This window comes from Arthrobacter cupressi, assembly GCF_900099975.1.
Taxonomy (GTDB): domain Bacteria; phylum Actinomycetota; class Actinomycetes; order Actinomycetales; family Micrococcaceae; genus Arthrobacter; species Arthrobacter cupressi.
In genome coordinates, this window is sequence record NZ_FNEI01000016.1 from 58,256 (window position 1) to 75,573 (window position 17,318).

The 17,318-nt window shown below is 66.1% G+C and carries 14 protein-coding genes; 10 read left to right on the top strand and 4 right to left on the bottom strand.

Annotation, left to right across the window (positions count from 1 at the left end; genetic code table 11):
- Nucleotides 1-8: 8 nt before the first annotated feature.
- Nucleotides 9-2,684 (bottom strand): asparagine synthase (glutamine-hydrolyzing), encoded by a 2,676-nt coding sequence (gene asnB, locus BLP88_RS16120; protein ID WP_074590853.1) that lies wholly within the window; start codon nucleotides 2,682-2,684, stop codon nucleotides 9-11.
- A gap of 106 nt (nucleotides 2,685-2,790) precedes the next feature.
- On the opposite strand from asnB, the gene pdxT reads away from it, so the two are divergent.
- From pdxT to BLP88_RS16165, 9 genes are all read left to right on the top strand, one after another.
- Nucleotides 2,791-3,474: a pyridoxal 5'-phosphate synthase glutaminase subunit PdxT gene (pdxT, locus tag BLP88_RS16125; RefSeq protein WP_074590855.1), complete on the top strand. Its 684-nt coding sequence runs from the start codon at nucleotides 2,791-2,793 to the stop codon at nucleotides 3,472-3,474.
- Between the two features lie 4 nt (nucleotides 3,475-3,478).
- Nucleotides 3,479-4,234: a YebC/PmpR family DNA-binding transcriptional regulator gene (locus BLP88_RS16130; RefSeq protein WP_074590857.1), complete on the top strand. Its 756-nt coding sequence runs from the start codon at nucleotides 3,479-3,481 to the stop codon at nucleotides 4,232-4,234.
- Nucleotides 4,235-4,273: 39 nt separating this feature from the next.
- Entirely contained in the window at nucleotides 4,274-4,852 is a 579-nt protein-coding gene (ruvC, locus tag BLP88_RS16135; RefSeq protein WP_074590859.1) for a crossover junction endodeoxyribonuclease RuvC, read from the top strand.
- A 112-nt stretch (nucleotides 4,853-4,964) separates the two neighbouring features.
- Complete coding sequence (ruvA, locus tag BLP88_RS16140; RefSeq protein WP_074590861.1) at nucleotides 4,965-5,609, top strand: Holliday junction branch migration protein RuvA; 645 nt, start codon at nucleotides 4,965-4,967, stop codon at nucleotides 5,607-5,609.
- Nucleotides 5,602-6,678 carry a Holliday junction branch migration DNA helicase RuvB gene (gene ruvB, locus BLP88_RS16145; protein ID WP_074590863.1) on the top strand — a complete coding sequence of 359 codons (1,077 nt, stop codon included), beginning with the start codon at nucleotides 5,602-5,604 and terminating at the stop codon, nucleotides 6,676-6,678. The genes ruvA and ruvB overlap by 8 nt, the downstream gene beginning before the upstream one ends.
- Nucleotides 6,679-6,863: 185 nt before the next feature.
- On the top strand, nucleotides 6,864-7,259 hold the full coding sequence (gene yajC, locus BLP88_RS16150) for a preprotein translocase subunit YajC (RefSeq protein WP_074590865.1): 396 nt from the start codon (nucleotides 6,864-6,866) through the stop codon (nucleotides 7,257-7,259).
- 107 nt (nucleotides 7,260-7,366) lie between these two features.
- Nucleotides 7,367-9,139 carry a protein translocase subunit SecD gene (secD, locus tag BLP88_RS16155; RefSeq protein ID WP_074590867.1) on the top strand — a complete coding sequence of 591 codons (1,773 nt, stop codon included), beginning with the start codon at nucleotides 7,367-7,369 and terminating at the stop codon, nucleotides 9,137-9,139.
- The gene (gene secF, locus BLP88_RS16160) at nucleotides 9,139-10,152 is read left to right on the top strand and encodes a protein translocase subunit SecF (protein WP_074590869.1); all 1,014 of its coding nucleotides are present in this window, start codon (nucleotides 9,139-9,141) and stop codon (nucleotides 10,150-10,152) included. Before secD ends, secF begins: the two co-directional genes overlap by 1 nt.
- 140 nt (nucleotides 10,153-10,292) lie before the next feature.
- Nucleotides 10,293-12,686 carry a RelA/SpoT family protein gene (locus tag BLP88_RS16165; protein ID WP_074590871.1) on the top strand — a complete coding sequence of 798 codons (2,394 nt, stop codon included), beginning with the start codon at nucleotides 10,293-10,295 and terminating at the stop codon, nucleotides 12,684-12,686.
- 38 nt (nucleotides 12,687-12,724) lie between these two features.
- On the opposite strand, the gene BLP88_RS16170 is transcribed toward BLP88_RS16165, so the two are convergent.
- From BLP88_RS16170 to BLP88_RS16180, 3 genes are all read right to left on the bottom strand, one after another.
- On the bottom strand, nucleotides 12,725-13,330 hold the full coding sequence (locus BLP88_RS16170; RefSeq protein WP_074590873.1) for a type IV toxin-antitoxin system AbiEi family antitoxin: 606 nt from the start codon (nucleotides 13,328-13,330) through the stop codon (nucleotides 12,725-12,727).
- A 108-nt stretch (nucleotides 13,331-13,438) separates the two neighbouring features.
- Nucleotides 13,439-14,890 carry a DUF349 domain-containing protein gene (locus tag BLP88_RS16175; protein WP_074590881.1) on the bottom strand — a complete coding sequence of 484 codons (1,452 nt, stop codon included), beginning with the start codon at nucleotides 14,888-14,890 and terminating at the stop codon, nucleotides 13,439-13,441.
- Nucleotides 14,891-14,954: 64 nt separating this feature from the next.
- On the bottom strand, nucleotides 14,955-15,752 hold the full coding sequence (locus tag BLP88_RS16180; RefSeq protein WP_074590883.1) for a peptidylprolyl isomerase: 798 nt from the start codon (nucleotides 15,750-15,752) through the stop codon (nucleotides 14,955-14,957).
- Nucleotides 15,753-15,960: 208 nt separating this feature from the next.
- Between BLP88_RS16180 and hisS the strand changes: the two genes are divergently transcribed.
- Complete coding sequence (gene hisS / locus BLP88_RS16185; protein ID WP_074590884.1) at nucleotides 15,961-17,304, top strand: histidine--tRNA ligase; 1,344 nt, start codon at nucleotides 15,961-15,963, stop codon at nucleotides 17,302-17,304.
- The last annotated feature ends 14 nt before the right edge of the window (nucleotides 17,305-17,318 follow it).

A 17,318-nucleotide genomic window follows, 5' to 3' on the forward strand; every position in this document is an offset into this window, starting at 1 on the left:
CTTGAACGCTAGTTCTGCTTGAACACCAGGGACATCGGGGTTGCCTGGGCGCCCTGGCCCTGCGGGTTGTCCTTGAAGATCGCCTGGATGGTGTCCTTCGTCAAGTCGGTGTCGTGGCCCATCGCCACCACGCCGAGATCGTTGGCGTCCATGATCGAGGTGCCGGCGAAGTTCGCGGCGTACTCGGCGGGGACCGACTCGCGGACCAGCGCACTGATCCGGCGCGCCACCGCCTCGGGATCCTTCGGAGCAAGCTTCACCGAGTTCGCCGAGGAACCCAGGCTGTAGGGCGTGGCGCCGTCGATCGCGTTGATGTTGTGGCCCACCACGTCGTAGAAGACGCCGCTCTTGCCCTGCAGCTTGCCCACAACACTTGCGGCCGCGGCCTTCACGATCAGCGGCAGGCCCACCTCGTTGATGGCGATCTGCATCGACCACGGGCTGCCCAGGCCGATCCCGGCAGGGGTCCGCTTGACGAACTTGCTCAGCACACGCGCCGCCGGGGAGACCTTGATTTCCCACACCGGGAACGAACGGCCCTGGGTGATGGCCACGATCTTCTCGCTCACCAGCAGGTACCAAGGGGTGGACGTGACGGCCTTGCGGGTTGCTTCATCTGCCGAGTCCAGGCCGTCGAAGAAGCGCTTTACGTAGGACAGGACTTCCGGGTCGAGGTCCGTTTCCCGCTTGAACACACCGGTCTGCAGCGGATAGCGGCGGAAGGTTTCCCCGCCGGCTTCGGCGGGAACGGTGATGTCCAGTTCCTTGCCCGGGTTCGGCTCGTAGTCGCTCTTGTTTTCCTTCACGTCCGCCGGAGTCTCGTTGTTGTCGATGAACTCCCGGAACCACAGCTCGACGTTCAGCAGGCGCCAGAAAATCATGGTGTCGGCGTCGTTCTTGTCGTTGAGGTACTCCTCGAACGCCGTCAGCACGGCTTCGCGGTTCCAGTACGGGCGCTCGGCGAAGGAGTTGGACATGAAGATCTTGTACAGGCGCTCCTTCATCAGCTTGAACCACTCGGCCTCGGGAGTGGTGAAGCCGATCTTGTTCCGGCGGTTGCTGATCTTCTCCGGCAGCAGGCCGCGGGTGGCATCACGCAGGATCCGCTTGTTCCAGCCGCCCTTGATGATGGCTTCATCGGACAGGCTGAAGAGGAACTTGACCACTTCCTTGTCCAGGAACGGCACGCGGCCCTCCAGGGAGAAGCGCATGGTGTTCTTGTCCTCGTAACGCAGGAGCGAGGGCAGCGACTTGTGGAAGAGGTCGTCGATCAGGCGCAGCTTCATGTTGTCCGGGATGTTGCTGAAGTTTTCGCCCTTGTACTTGCCGGTGAAGCTCTTGTTCAGCAGGGAGGACATGGCCACTGTCTTCTTCGCCGTGAGTTTGCCCTGCAGGCGGAAGCGGCCGAGGCGGTAGAAGATGTCCAGGGAGGACGTGGCTTCCTTCAGGAGCGTCTTGTAGTCGCCCTTGGCCTTGAGCTGGCGCAGGTAGGCGAAGTAGTAGGGGATATAGCCGGCCATCATTTCGTCCGCGCCCTGGCCGTCCAGGAGCACCGTGACGTGCTTGGACGCTTCCTTCATCACGCAATACTGGGCGTACGGGCCCGAGGAGATGATGGGCTCCTCCATGGTGCGCACGAAGTCGTCCAGGTCCGCGGCGAAACCGTCCGGCGTCGGCAGGATCTTGTGCGCCTGGATGTTGCCGCTGCATTTGGCGATGGCGGCGTCGGCGTAGTGCTCCTCGTCGTTGATCGAGTTCGGGAACACGGCGCTGAAGGTGTTCTGCTTGGCGCCCAGCGAATCGGTGGCTTCGGCCTTTTCCTGCATGAGCTTGTTGATCGTCACCACGACCGCGGAGGAATCCAGTCCGCCGGACAGGGCCGAGCCGAGCGGAACCTCGGACTTCAGGCGCATCCGGATGGCCTCGGTGAAGCGTGTCCGGTACTCCTCGGTGACCTCGGGCGTGTACGGGCGGTTGACCTTGGACAGCTCTTCGAGCTCCTCGCGCAGCCTGGTGAAGGCGCTGATGCTGTAGGTGCCCGTGGCGTTGTCGATGGCCATCATCTCGCCGGGCTGCAGCTTGAAGACGCCGTCGAAGAAGGTCTCCGCGGAGTCGTCGTGGATGCGGTACTGCAGGTAGCGGTAAAGGATGCGCTCGTTGGGCTTGCGTTCGATCTTGCCGCTCTGCAGCAGGGGCTTGATCTCGGACGCGAAGATGATCTTCGGCGCCTCGGCCGTGCCGGCATTGGCCCAGTACACGGGCTTGATGCCGAAGTGGTCGCGGGCCAGGACGGTGACGTTCTTCTTCTTGTCCAGGATGGCCAGGCCGAACATGCCGTTGAAGCGGTCGAACGCCTCGGTGCCCCACTGCTCGTAGGACTGCAGTACAACTTCAGTGTCCGACTGGGTGCGGAAGGCGCGGCCCAGGCCTTCGAGTTCGGCACGGAGTTCGAGGTAGTTGTAAACCTCGCCGTTGTAGACCAGGACGGTGTCGCCGTCGGCACTGATCATCGGCTCCTGGCCGTGCGCGACGTCGATGATGGACAGCCGCCGGTGGGCGAGTCCCACGTTGCCTTCGGTGAAGTAGCCCTCGCCGTCGGGGCCGCGATGCTCGATGCAGTCATTCATGACCTTCAGCAGAGCTTCGTCTTCCCCAAAACCGTGGTAACCGGCGATTCCGCACATAGTGCCTACCTCTTCAATCGTCCTCTGAATCCTTGTCCATGCTACTTGCTGAGCGTCGGCGGGCCTCCCGGAGGCGGGTCCGGGCGCTCTCCACCCCTAGAATGTTCTGGTGAACAATCCGCAGACTTCCTCCCCGCTGGTCGGTGTGCTCGCGCTGCAGGGCGACGTGCGCGAACACCTGCACGCCCTCGAAGCCGTGGGCGCACGCGCAGTCGGCGTCCGCCGCCCGTCGGAACTGGCCGCCGTCGACGGCTTGGTGATTCCCGGCGGGGAATCGACCACTATCGACAAGCTCGCCCGCATCTTCGAACTCGCCGAACCGATCAAGGAACGGATCGCCGCCGGGATGCCGGTGTACGGCTCGTGCGCAGGCATGATCCTGCTCGCCAAAGAGATCGCAGACCCCGCCAAGGACCTGGAGGGCCGGCCCCAGCAGAGCTTCGGCGGCCTGGACATCACGGTCCGCCGCAACGCCTTCGGCCGGCAGCGCGAATCCTTCGAAACCGACCTTGACTTCAAGGGCCTGGACTTCAGTGCGGGCGAGGCCGGCGTGGACCCGGTGCACGCCGTGTTCATCCGCGGACCCTGGGTGGAACGGGTGGGCCCCGAGGTCGAAATCCTGGCCCAAGTGGACCCGGACAAGGCCCGCCACACGGACACTTTGCATGGGTTGGCTAGAATTGTTGCCGTGCGCTCCGGCAAGTTGCTGGCCACCTCCTTCCATCCGGAAGTGACGGGCGAGAAGCGCATCCACGAACTTTTCATTCGAATGATCAGAGGAGAAGCGTAAGAGCATGTCAGGCCACTCCAAATGGGCGACCACCAAGCACAAGAAAGCCGTCATTGACGCCAAACGTGCAAAGTCGTTCGCCAAGCTGATCAAGAACATCGAAGTCGCAGCCCGCATGGGTGGCCCGGACCTCGCCGGAAACCCGGGCCTGGAACTGGCTGTCACCAAGGCCAAGAAAACCTCGGTTCCCAACGACAACATCGACCGCGCCATCAAGCGCGGTGCCGGCCTCACCGGCGAGGTCGTCGACTACACCGAGATCATGTACGAAGCCCGCGGCCCGCAGGGTTCGGCACTGCTTATCGAGTGTCTGACGGACAACAAGAACCGCGCGGCGTCCGAAGTCCGCCTGGCGATTTCCCGTAACGGCGGCACGATCGCCGACCCGGGCAGCGTGAGTTACCTCTTCACCCGCAAGGGCGTCGTCAGCCTGCCGAAGAACGGCCTGGGCGAAGACGACATCCTCATGGCTGTGCTGGAGGCCGGTGCGGAGGAAGTCAAGGACAGCGGCGACAACTGGGAAGTCCACTCCGAGCCCGGTGACCTGCAGGCCATCCGCGACGCCCTCACCGAGGCCGGCATCGAGTATGAAAGCGACGAAGCCGAATTCGTGCCGTCCATGGAGGTCCAGCTCGACCTCGACGGCGCCAAGAAGTTCCTGAAGCTCGTCGACGCGCTCGAAGAACTGGACGACGTCCAGAACGTCTACACCAACGCAGACATGAGCGATGAGGTCCAGGCGGCCCTCGACGCCGAATAAGCTGGGAGCTCCAGCACGAACCAACAGGAAGGCCCGGACTTGACTCTTCGCGTATTGGGAGTCGATCCGGGCCTTACCCGTTGCGGTATCGGAGTGGTCGACGTCGAACGGAACCGGCGGGCGACCATGGTCGCCGTCGGTGTGGTGGGGACGTCCCCCGAAGAGACGATCGACCGCCGGCTGCTGGTGATCGCCGAGGCGATCGACGAATGGCTCGAGCTGCACAAACCGGATGTGATGGCCGTGGAACGCGTGTTCTCGCAGCTCAACGTCAGCACGGTGATGGGCGTGGCCCAGGCCTCCGGCGTCGTGATCGCTGCCGCGGCGCGCCGGGGGATCCCGGTGGCACTGCACACCCCTTCCGAAGTGAAGGCAGCCGTGACAGGCAGCGGCGGTGCCAACAAGGACGCCGTCACGAAACTGATCACCAAGATCCTGCGCCTTGACGCGCCGCCGAAGCCCGCCGACGCCGCAGACGCCCTGGCCCTGGCGGTGACACACGCCTGGCGGGCGGGCAGCGGCGCCGCTGCCGCGACCACCGGACCGGGCAGCAACGCCCTGACCCCTGCCCAGCGCGCCTGGGCCGAAGCCGAGGCCAAAGCGCGCCGCGGCCGCTGAATGTCGCCGGCCCTTGTTAGGGTATTCGTAGATATGTTCGGATCGTCAGTACCTGGAACCACGTTTTGATTGGCAACAGGTTTGACAGCGAGTTTGGGTTCAGGAGCCGGCTTTGATCAGTTTTCTTCGCGGAACGGTGGCGCATGTGGGTCTGTCCACGGCGGTCATCGACCTCAACGGCGCCGGTATGGCCGTGTTCGCCACCCCGCAGACCCTCAGCCGCCTGCACGTCGGTGAGGAAGCGAAGCTGTTCACCTCCCTGATCGTCCGGGAAGATTCCCTCACGCTGTTCGCCTTTGCCGACGACGACGAACGCGAGGTTTTCGAGGTCCTGCTCAGTGTGAGCGGGGTTGGGCCGCGGCTGGCCCTCGCCGTGCTCGCCGTGCACGATCCCGAGACGATCCGGGTGGCCGCGCACAGCGGCGACGGGAAGGCCTTTACCAAGGTCCCGGGCATCGGCCCGAAGGTGGCCGGCCGGATCGTCCTGGAACTCTCCGGCAAACTGGTGCCGCACGGCACGGGCCCGGCCCCCGTCCAGGCGGCAGCCTCCGCGGCAGACTGGAAGCCGCAGGTCGTGGCGGCGATGACGAGCCTCGGCTGGTCCGAGAAGGACGCCGGCGGAAGCATCGACAAGGCCATGGCCGACTCCCCGGACCTCGCCCAGGCCGGGGACGTCGCGCAGATCCTGCGCGCCACGCTGCGCTGGCTCGGCCAGGACGGCGCGCGCGCCGGCAACAGGGTAGGCAGCCGTGGCTGAGCCGTCCCTCGTCTCCGGCGGCGAGGAACCGGAAGAGCGCGTCATCGAGGCCGCCCTCCGCCCGAAGAACCTGCACGACTTCGTCGGCCAGCACCGAGTTCGCAAGCAACTCGCGCTGGTGCTGGAAGCCTCCCGGATCCGCGGCCGCAGCGCGGACCACGTGCTGCTCTCCGGCCCGCCCGGCCTCGGAAAAACCACCCTGTCGATGATCATCGCCGCGGAAATGAACGTGCCCCTGCGGATCAGCAGCGGCCCGGCCATCCAGCACGCAGGGGACCTCGCCGCGATCCTGTCTTCCCTCTCCGAGGGCGAGGTCCTGTTCCTGGACGAAATCCACCGGATGTCCCGGCCCGCGGAGGAAATGCTCTACATGGCCATGGAGGACTTCCGGGTGGACATCGTGGTGGGCAAGGGAGCCGGCGCCACGGCCATCCCGCTGGAACTGCCGCCCTTCACCCTGGTCGGCGCCACCACCCGCGCGGGCCTTCTGCCCGGACCGCTGCGCGACCGCTTCGGGTTCACCGGACACCTGGAGTTCTATTCCGTCGAAGAACTCGAACTCGTCCTCCGCCGCTCGGCCGGCCTGCTCGACCTCAAGGTGACCTCGGCAGGCTTCGCCGAAATCGCCGGCCGCTCGCGGGGCACGCCCCGCATCGCCAACCGCCTGCTCCGCCGCGTCCGCGACTGGGCGCTGGTGCACGCCGTCGAGCAGATCGATGCCCGCGCCGCATCGGCGGCCCTGGATATGTATGAGGTGGACCAGCGCGGGCTGGACCGCCTGGACCGTTCGGTCCTCGATGCCCTCATCACCAAGTTCAACGGCGGCCCGGTGGGGCTCTCCACCCTGGCGATCGCCGTCGGCGAAGAACCCGAGACCGTGGAAACCGTGGCCGAACCGTTCCTGGTGCGCGAGGGCCTGCTGGGCCGGACTCCGCGGGGCAGGATCGCCCTGGCCCCGGCGTGGACGCACCTTGGCTACGCCGTGCCCGCCGGCGTCTTCGGACAGGATCCGCTGGACCTGTTCAGCGAGGAAGACAACACGGACCAGCCCGTCGAATCCGGTTTGTAACCCTGCTCCCAGCTTTTCCCCCTAGACTGGTATGACGCTCGGCACGTTCGAGCCCATGGAGCCATGCCCGCCATCCGGCGGTGCACTCCGGCCTGTCGGGGGATTTCTCCGCTGCCGGATCCACCAGGGGAGCGATGCCGTGAACCTCAACGTATGCAAAGAAATGGAACTTCCCCGTGGATGTAATGAACATTCTGCTGTTTGTCCTTCTTGGCGTCTTCATCTTCATGATGTTCCGCCGCAACAAGAAGGCCCGGGAGCAGCAGGCCGAATTGCAGTCGAAGTTTGCCCCGGGCGTGGACGTGATGACCAGCTTCGGTTTGTTCGGCCGCATCGTGTCGATCGACGAAGCCGAGAACAAGGTCGTCCTTGAGCTTTCCCCCGGAAACCTCGCCACCGTCCACCGCCAGGCCGTCACCAAGGTTGTTGACGCTCCCGTGGTGGCCGACGACGCCGTCGAGGTCCCGGACGACGCCTCCTCGCTGAGCGCCCAGCCGGAGTCCGGCTCCACGGTCGATTCCACCGAAACCCCGGAAGAGACCATCAAGCGGCTCAACGGAGAAGACAAGAAGGACAGCTAGTCCCGCGCCTCTTCAAGGCGGACACGTTTCCCCGGCAAAGACCTGCCGCCGGCCGGCGCTTACAAGCGAGGGCCGGCGGTAGTTCCGTCACAACAGGAAGATCGAACATGGCACGAACCGGCCGCAAGAACCCAGCCCGCAGGGTGCTGATCTGGCTTGTCGCAATATTCGCTGCGCTGACCGCCGTCCTTGGCGGCGGCGTCATCGCGGGCCAGGCAAGCTGGGCTCCGAAGCTCGCCCTTGACCTCGAGGGTGGTACCCAGATGATCCTGGCGCCCAAGGTTGAAGGCTCCTCGGAAATCAATGAGGACCAACTGAACCAGGCCGTGGCAATCATCCGCCAGCGCGTGGACGGTTCCGGCGTCGCCGAAGCCGAAATCAGCACCCAGTCCGGCCGCAACGTGGTGGTCAGCCTCCCGGGTACCCCCTCCAAGGAGACCCGCGCCCTGATCCAGGCCTCTGCCGACATGAACTTCCGCCCGGTCATTGCGGCCAGCGACGGTGCCGCGGTTCCCGTGGAATCCCGCACCAAGGACGCGGACCTGCCCAAGCCGACAGCGAAGCCCACCAACGCAAGCGACAACAACTGGGTAACCGCCGACGTCTACAAGGCCTTTGAAGCGCTGGACTGCAACAACCCGGCCCAGGACAAGCAGGAACGCTCCGACCCGGCCAAGCCTCTGGTCACCTGTGAAGCAGCCACGGCCGAGACGCCTGCCATCAAGTACATCCTTGGACCGGTCGAGGTGAAGGGCCAGGACATCACGTCCTCCAGCTTCAGCCCCGTCCAGGGCGCACAGGGTTCCGTGACCAACGACTGGGGCGTGAACATCACCTTTAACGATGCCGCCACCAAGACCTTCAAGTCGGTCACCGAGCGCCTCAACCAGTACTACGTGGCCTCCCAGGCGCAGGGCGGCAATGACCCGAAGGCGCAGTTCGCCATTGTCCTTGACGACCAGGTCATCTCCGCACCCCGTTCCCTTGCCGTCATCACCGACGGCCGCCCGCAGATCACCGGCAACTTCACGGAACAGACCGCCAAGGCACTTTCCGACCAGCTGCGTTACGGCGCGCTGCCCATCAGTTTCGATATCCAGTCCGAAGAGCAGATCTCGGCCACCCTCGGCGGCGAGCAGCTCCGCCTGGGCCTGCTGGCCGGCATCATCGGCCTGCTGCTCGTGGTGGTGTACTCGCTGTTCCAGTACCGGGCGCTCGGCTTCGTCACCATCGCCTCGCTCGTCGTCGCGGGCGGCCTGACCTACCTCGCCATTGCCATCCTCGGCTGGACCGAGAACTACCGACTGTCCCTGGCCGGCGTCGCGGGCCTCATCGTCGCGATCGGCCAGACGGCGGACTCCTTCATCGTCTACTTCGAACGCATCCGCGACGAACTGCGCGAAGGCAAGGGCCTGGTCTCCGCCGTCGAGAACGGCTGGAAGCGCGCCAAGCGTACCGTGCTGGCGTCCAAGGCGGTCAACCTGCTCGCCGCATTGGTGCTGTACTTCGTGGCCGTCGGCAACGTCCGCGGCTTCGCGTTCACCCTCGGCCTGACGGCGCTGGCGGACCTCTTGGTGGTCTTCATGTTCACGCATCCCACCCTGCAGGTGCTCGCCCGCACGAAGTTCTTCGGCGAGGGCCACCGGTTCTCCGGCCTGGACCCGGCCCGGCTCGGCGCCGTCCCGTTGTACCGTGGAGCCGGCCGGCTCCGGACTCCTGCGGAAAAGCCGGCAGTCGTTCGCCCCCGCAACACTGGCGCGGCTGCGGAGGCCGAGCGCCGCATGACCATTGCCGAACGCCGGCTCGCCGAGAAGCAGGGCGAACTGTCCGGATCTTCGAAGGGCAACCGTTCTTCCGGCGGAACCAAGGAAGGCAAGTAATGACCAGCAGCTTTGCACGCTTCGGCAACGAGCTCTACACCGGGAAGCGTTCCTACGACTTCGTCGGCACCAAGAAAATCTGGTTCCTGATCGCCGTGGTGGCGATGGCCGTGTCCATCTTGCTGCCGGCGGTCAAGGGCGGCTTCAACCTTGGCATCGAGTTCCGCGGCGGGTCCGAATTCACGGTCTCGAACGTCAAGACCACCGACTCGACGCTGGGCGAGAAAGCCGTGCACGACGTCGTCGCCGGCGCCGTGCCGCGCGTGGCGAACGTCGCCGGCAACACCATGCGGATCCAGACCGACAAGCTGACCGACGACGAGACCCTGCGTATCAAGGAAGGCCTGACCTCCGCCTACGGGGTCACGGACAACGAGGTCACCTCGACCTTCATCGGTCCCACCTGGGGCCAGGACGTCACCAAGCAGGCACTGATCGGCCTGACGGTGTTCGTCGGCCTCGCGGCGGTCCTCATGGCTTTGTACTTCCGGACCTGGAAGATGTCCGTGTCCGCCCTCGCCGGCATGGTGGTCACCATGGTCATCACCGCCGGCGTGTACTCCGCCAGTGACTTCGAGGTCACGCCGTCGGCGATCATCGGGTTCCTCACGGTCCTGAGCTATTCGCTCTACGACACCGTGGTGGTGTTCGACAAGATCCGCGAAAACACCTCGGACATCGGCACCTCCACGCGGCGGACCTTTGCCGGGGAAGTGAACCTCGCGGTTAACCAGACCCTGGTCCGCTCGATCAACACCATGATGGTGGCTGTCCTCCCGGTCGCAGCGATCCTGTTCATCGGTGCCGGCCTGCTCGGCGCCGGCACTTTGCGGGACCTGTCCCTGGCCCTGTTCGTCGGCATCCTGATCGGCACCGCGGCCACGATCTTCATCGCCGCGCCGCTGTACGCCTGGCTGCGCCAGGGCGAACCGGAACTGGTCAAGCAGGCCAAGAAGGTCGCCTCCCGCCACGCTTCAGGAAACGCCACGGCGGACGAGCCCGCCACCGCCTGAGCCAGTCACGCCGCCGGAGGGCCGGCCGCCGCATTACACGGCGGCCGGCCCTCCGGCGTTTGTCATGTTCCCGGAGGTTCCCGACGGATGCCACGGCAGGAATACACTGGGTTAATTGATTCGTCCGTGAGGGGAGATCTGTGGAGGAACGTACGACGTCGGCGCCACCGGCGGGCGGGGACAACGGCCTGGGCCGTGCCTCCGGAACCGGTTCCGCGCTGTCGGCAAGTACTACAGGCAGCGTGCCTGTAGACAGCTTTGGCATCCGGCCGACCTTCCCCGGACGGCGCGAACGAACGCGCTCCCGTCTGGCCCGGCTGACCGGACGCGGCGTCGCCACCTACTCGCCGATCCTCGAACCCCTCCTGCGGACCGTGCGGGCGAACAACCCCAAGGAAGACTTCGACCTCATCCAGCGGGCCTTCGCCATAGCAGAACGCAGCCACCAGGGGCAGAAGCGCAAGAGCGGCGACCCCTACATCACCCACCCCGTCGCCGTCGCCACCATCCTGGCGGAACTGGGCATGACCGGGACAACGCTCGCTGCAGCCCTGCTCCACGACACCGTGGAGGACACCCCCTACACGCTGGCCGACCTCACCCGGGACTTCGGTCCGGAAGTCGCCATGCTGGTGGACGGCGTGACCAAGCTGGACAAGGTGCAGTTTGGCGACGCCGCCCAGTCGGAAACCGTTCGCAAAATGGTCGTGGCCATGGCGAAGGACATCCGGGTCCTGATGATCAAGCTCGCCGACCGCCTGCACAATGCGCGGACCTGGCGCTTCGTCTCCGCGGAGTCCTCCTCCCGGAAGGCCCGCGAAACCCTGGAGATCTTCGCGCCGCTGGCCCACCGCCTGGGCATGAACACCATCAAATGGGAACTCGAGGACCTGTCCTTCGCGGCGCTGTATCCCAAGGTGTACGAGGAAATCGTCCGGATGGTGGGCGACCGCACCCCGGAACGCGAGAAGAGCCTCAGCGTCATCCGCAACCAGATCGCCGACGACCTGCGCCTGGCGAAAATCAAGGCCACCATCACCGGCCGGCCCAAGCACTACTACTCCATCTACCAGAAGATGGTGGTTCGCGATAAGGACTTTGACGACATCAACGACCTGATGGGCGTGCGCGTCCTGGTCGACACCGTCCGGGACTGTTACGCGGCGCTCGGCACCCTGCACGCGCGCTGGAACCCGCTGCCCGGCCGGTTCAAGGACTACATCGCGATGCCGAAGTTCAACATGTACCAGTCCCTGCACACCACGGTGATCGGGCCCGGCGGCAAGCCGGTGGAAATCCAGATCCGCACGCACGAGATGCACCGCCGCGCCGAATACGGTGTGGCCGCCCACTGGAAGTACAAGGACCAGCCCAACCGGACCGCCGTCGGACCCGGCAGCCCCCGCGACGGCGACATGGGCTGGCTGCGCTCCCTGGTCGACTGGCAGCAGGAAACCTCGGATCCGGGCGAGTTCCTCGATTCCCTGCGCTTCGAGATCAACGCCCGCGAAGTCTTCGTGTTCACTCCCAAGGGTGAGGTCATGGCGCTTCCGGCTGGTTCCACACCCGTGGACTTTGCCTACGCCGTGCACACCGAGGTGGGGCACCGGACCATCGGCGCCCGGGTGAACGGCAAGCTGGTGCCGCTCAACAGCGAACTCAACCACGGCGACTGGGTGGAGATCTTCACCTCCAAGGCCGAAGGCGCGGGTCCGAGCCAGGACTGGCAGCACTTCGTCAAGAGCGCCCGGGCGCGCAACAAGATCCGCCAGTGGTTCAGCAAGGAACGCCGCGAGGAAGCGATCGAGCGCGGCAAGGACCTGCTCACCCGCGCGATGCGCAAGCAGAACCTGCCGCTGCAGCGACTCATGACCCACGACGCGCTCTCCGCGGTGGCGGAAGACTTCCACTACGTGGATATCTCCGGCCTGTACGCCGGGGTGGGGGACGGGCACACCTCCGCGCAGTCCGTCATGGAAAAGCTCGTGGAGCACCTTGGCGGGCAGGAAACCCCTGATGAGGAACTGGACGAAGTCAGTGTTCCCACCCAGGTGGCGAAGACCCGATACTCCGACTCAGGCGTCATCGTCCGCGGCGTGGGGGACGTGTGGGTGAAGCTCGCCCGCTGTTGTACACCGGTTCCGCCGGACCCCATCCTGGGCTTCGTCACCCGCGGTTCGGGCGTGTCGGTGCACCGCACGGACTGCACGAACGTGGCCGGGCTCCGCGACCAGCCGGACCGGATCGTCGAAGTCGAATGGGCGCCCACCCAGTCCAGCGTGTTCCTCGTGGAAATCCAGGTGGAAGCCCTGGACCGGAAGTCCCTGCTGTCCGATGTGACCCGGGTGCTCTCGGACAACCACGTCAACATCCTGGCCGCTTCCGTGCACACCTCCAGCGACCGCGTGGCGATCTCCCGTTTTGCCTTTGAGATGGGCGACCCGAAGTACCTGCACCACGTCCTAAGCGCGGTCCGCAGGATCGACGGCGTGTTCGACGTGTACCGGACCACCGGGAACCGGCGCCGCAGCTAGGAGCACGGCGGGCGCAAGGCACATCACGCGGCGGACCGTCATGCCGCCGAAGGTCCCGACAGCACCGCGAGCTTGGCCAGTGCCGCCTTCTTGTGCGGCACCCGCGGGGTCGCCTCCACGGCCAGGACCAGCAGGCGTAGCCGGATCCCCAGGTCGGCCCGGTCCAGCAGCGCCTGCAGCGCCGGGACCGCGCGCTCGGCCTCCACGTGAAGGGCGACGTCGACGGCGGTGCGCAGCGGACTGGTGACCAGAAGCCCGCCGATGCTCATCACGTCCAGCGGGCCAAGCCGGACTTCGTGCAGGATGCAGCCCCGCGTCGACCGGAGGCTCGAGATCCGGTGCTTGGCGTCCACCAGCAGCGAGAGTCTCTCCGGGGCGTTGCCGCAGCCGTAGATCCACGCCGCCGTCATTCGGCCGGCCACCACCTTCTGCCGGATATGCTCCGGAACCACGAGTCCGGCCGCCCTGGCGCGCAGCCGCGGCGTCACGCTCTCTCCCGGGGCGGTGAAGCTTTCGCCGTACAGCGGCTGCAGGACGCCGTCGAACGCCATGGACTGCAGTTCGGCGTGACTGAACACGTCGCCGGGGGAGTACAGCTCCTGGAGCGGGAGCCCCGGCTCCGTGGGCGTTGGTGTGGCGGTCATTGAGCCATCATGGCCCGCCGGCTTAAACGCGTACAGGCCCGGTCCGGGTTATGTGGATAACCGGAACCGGGCCTGCACGGGCGGTGCGTAGCTCAGGCGTTCGGAGCCTTAGCCGAGGTCGCTGGCCGAGCGCTGGATCTGGTCCAGCCAGGCCTGGCGCGCCTCGAGGGCTTCGCGTGCTTCCTTGATGCCGCGGGCGTCGCCGGATTTCTCCGCCTCCGCCAGGTCGTCCTTCAACCCGGCGATGGCGGCTTCAAGCTGCGCGAGGGCGCTGTTGGTGCGTGCCTTGGTTTCGGGGTTGCTGCGGCGCCACTTGTCGTCTTCGGCTTCGCGGACGGCGTCCTCGACCTTCCGCAGGCCCGCTTCGATCCGGCCCATGTCGGCACGCGGAACCTTGCCGGCCTCGTCCCAGCGGTCGCGGATGGACTGCAGGGCCTTCTTGGCAGCGCCGAGGTCGGTGATCGGCAGCAGGGCCTGTGCCTCGGCGATCAATTCCTCCTTGACCACGAGGTTCGCCGCGTACTGCTGGTCGATTTCCTCGTTGGCGGCCTGGCGCTTGCTGAAGAAGACATCCTGGGCGGCGCGGAAGCGCAGCCACAGCGCGTCGTCGTCCTTCCGGCTCGCCCGCGGGGTGGCCTTCCACTGGTCCATCAGGCGGCGGTACTCGCCCGCGGTGTAACCCCAGTCGGTGGAGTCTGACAGGGCCTCGGCCTCGGCGATGAGCTTCTCCTTGGCGGCCTTGGCCGCGGAGTTGGTGCTGTCCAGCTGCGAGAAGTAAGCGCGGCGGTGCCTGTCGAACACGGTGCGGGCCGCACGGAAGCGCTTCCACAGGGCGTCTTCGTTGCTGCGGCCGAGGCGGATGCCGTTCTTTTGTGCCGTCTTCCAGCTTTCGAAAAGCTCGTTCATGCGGGCGCTGGAGGTCTTCCACTGCACCTGGGCCGGGTCCTGGCCGGAGATGGCTTCCGCCTCCGCCACGATCGCCTCGCGGGCAGCGAGTTCGGCGGTGCGCGCGGCGTCGTGCGCGGCCTTCTCAGCCTTTTCAAGCTCGGTGATCTGCTCAGTCAGAGTGTCGAGGCGTCCCTCCGCAGAGCGGATGTCGCCCACCATGTTGCGTTCGGCGAGCTGCTCGCGCAGGTGGTTTACGGTCTTCTGCATGTCCGTGGCCGGAGCCTTGGATTCGACGCGGTGCTCCAGCAGCACGATCTGCGCCAGCACGTCCTCGAACTTCCGCGCGAAATAGCCCAGGGCTTCCTCGCGGCTCACTCCCGGATACTGGCCCACCGGCTGCTCGCCGCCGTCGATGGTCAGGAAGACGTGGCCGTCCTCCTCGGCGCGGCCCCACTTGGAAGCCTCCGCCAGCGAAACGGCCGAGGGCGCAGGTGCGGGCGCTGCGGGAATGACGCTCGGTGCGGCCTTCGGGCGGGCTGCGAACGCCGCCGGGGAGGGGGCGGCGGGACGCGGCGCCGGGGCAGCCCCGGGCTCAGGCGTTTCCGTTGCAGCGAGCTGCTCTTCTTCGTTGGCCGTTACTGCAGTTTCGTCGGATTGCTGACTGTGTGTCACCGCTAAAAGTCTTTCGCTTGGAGGGATTACTAAGGTAAGGCGCCGCGCGGGGTGGCCCGGCTGTTTACTTCAGGGAAAACGAGTCTATCGTGACTGTTGCCACAGGGGCGCCGTCGGTGCCCGAACTGCCGGCTTTGAGACCTGCCGCGGCGATCTTCGCCACCGCGTCCAGCCCGCTGGTCACCTTGCCCACAATGGTGTAGCCGCCGGCGCTGTCCGCGGGAATGACGGTGTCTTTGTAGACGATGAAGAACTGGTGCCCGTTCCCGTAGGCGTTATCGCCGCTGCGTGCCACCGCGATGGTGCCGGCCGGGTATTTGTTGTCCGCCGGAGTGTTTTCCAGGGGGCCCCAGCGGTAACCGCTGTCGTCGCCGGTGTCGGTGGGGTTCGTGCCGCCGCACTGCAGCAGGGCGAAGGTGCTGCCCGTGGTGACCCGCGGGCAGAACAGGCCCTTGTAGTAGGACGAGTCGGCCAGGGATTTGAACACCGCGGCAGCCTGCGGGGCCTTGGTGCCGTCGAGGGAAACGCCGACGGCGGCACCGTTGAGCTTGAGCTCGCCGGTAAAGGTCTTGCCCGCAGCAGTTTCCGGTTTGGGGATGTCCGGCCCGTTCGACGGCGACGGGCTGGCGCTGGGCGAGCTCAGGCCGGCCTGGGCGGCGGCGTACTCGGCCTCCGTCGGGTTGGAATTGAACACGGTGAGCTGGAGGACGACGGCGACAGCCAGGACGGCGGCACCGCCGGCGGTCGCGACAATATTGTCGAAGCGGCGGCGCTTGCCTTGTTCCTGCCGCAGCTCTCGCTTGGCCTCCATCTGCCGGATGCGCCGTTTGGCTTCACGCGTCTCCCGCGGCCTAGTTGCCAAGAGTCCTCCTGCTTGTTTGAACAGCTTCCATTCGCGGCCGCCTGACCCGGCCCGGCCACATTGGATGTGGGGGCGCCGGGAAGCATAAACTGGCTGCCGCACATAGTTTATGCATGACTGACTGGGCGCAGGCAGGACACGGCAGCCGAATTGGCCCGGGTTCCTGGCCCGTCCTGCTGCGCGCAACCTTTGAGGAGAAAATTCCACCATGGCACGTACCGCCTCCCTGTCCGGATTCCCCGAGTGGCTTCCCCAGGAACGGTTGGTGGAACTGCATGTGCTGGACACCCTGCGCCGCGTCTTTGAACTCCACGGCTTTTCCTCCATCGAGACCCGTGCCGTGGAAACTGTGGGCCAGCTGCTGCGCAAGGGCGAAATCGACAAAGAGGTCTATGGCCTCAGCCGCCTGCAGGAAGACGAAGAGGAAGCCCGCGCCGCGAAGGGTGACCACCACGCCCTTGCACTGCACTTCGACCTGACGGTGCCGTTCGCCCGTTACGTCGTCGAGAACGCCGGATACCTGAGCTTCCCGTTCCGCCGCTACCAGATCCAGAAGGTGTGGCGCGGCGAACGCCCGCAGGAGGGCCGCGCCCGCGAGTTCACCCAGGCGGACATCGACGTCGTCGGCGACGGCGAGCTGCCCTTCCGCTACGACGTCGAGATCGCCCTGGTGATCGCCGAGGCCCTGAGCGCCCTGCCCATCCCCGACTTCCGCCTGCGGATCAACAACCGCAAGCTCGCCGAAGGTTTCTACCGCGGCATCGGCCTGGACGACACCGCCGGGGTGCTGCGCAGCATTGACAAGCTCGAAAAGATTGGCGCGGAGAAGGTGGCCGAACTGCTCAAGAGCGAACTGGGCGCCAGCGACGAACAGGCGCGGCTCGCCCTCAGCCTCGCGACGATCCGCACCGAAGACACCTCCTTCGTGGACCAGGTCCGCGCCCTCGGCGTCAGCCACGAGCTGCTTGAGGAAGGCCTCAGCGAACTGGAACAGGTCATCGAAGCCGCGGTGCAGCGTGCGCCGGGCAAAGTCCTCGCCGACCTCAGCATCGCCCGCGGCCTGGACTACTACACCGGCACCGTCGTCGAAACCGTGCTGGTCGGCCACGATCAGCTGGGGTCCATCTGCTCCGGCGGCCGCTACGACGCCCTCGCCCGCAAGGGCAACCGCACGTTCCCGGGCGTCGGCCTGTCCATCGGGGTCACGCGACTGGTGTCCCGCATCCTCAGCCAGGAACTCGCCGCGGCATCGCGCTCCGTTCCGACCGCCGTGCTCGTTGCGCTAAACAACGATGACAGTTGGACCGGCGCCCAGGACGTGGCCGCGCAGCTGCGCGCCCGGGGGATCGCCACCGAGGTGGCCGCGAAGGCCGAGAAGTTCGGCAAGCAAATCAAGTTCGCCGACCGCCGCGGCATCCCCTTCGTCTGGTTCACCGACGACGACGGCAAGCACCAGGTCAAGGACATCCGCAGCGGCGAGCAGACCGACGCGGACCCGGCCAGCTGGTCGCCCCCCGCCGAAGACCTCAACGTCCGCATCACCACTGCCTGACGCGGCGCGGCGGC

What these genes read in the sequence shown, in the direction of transcription:
- asnB (WP_074590853.1), bottom strand. Translation starts at nt 2,684, where the DNA reads ATGTGCGGAATCGCCGGTTACCACGGTTTTGGGGAAGACGAAGCTCTG.
- BLP88_RS16130 (WP_074590857.1), top strand. Translation starts at nt 3,479, where the DNA reads ATGTCAGGCCACTCCAAATGGGCGACCACCAAGCACAAGAAAGCCGTC.
- yajC (WP_074590865.1), top strand. Translation starts at nt 6,864, where the DNA reads ATGAACATTCTGCTGTTTGTCCTTCTTGGCGTCTTCATCTTCATGATG.
- secD (WP_074590867.1), top strand. Translation starts at nt 7,367, where the DNA reads ATGGCACGAACCGGCCGCAAGAACCCAGCCCGCAGGGTGCTGATCTGG.
- secF (WP_074590869.1), top strand. Translation starts at nt 9,139, where the DNA reads ATGACCAGCAGCTTTGCACGCTTCGGCAACGAGCTCTACACCGGGAAG.
- BLP88_RS16170 (WP_074590873.1), bottom strand. Translation starts at nt 13,330, where the DNA reads ATGACCGCCACACCAACGCCCACGGAGCCGGGGCTCCCGCTCCAGGAG.
- hisS (WP_074590884.1), top strand. Translation starts at nt 15,961, where the DNA reads ATGGCACGTACCGCCTCCCTGTCCGGATTCCCCGAGTGGCTTCCCCAG.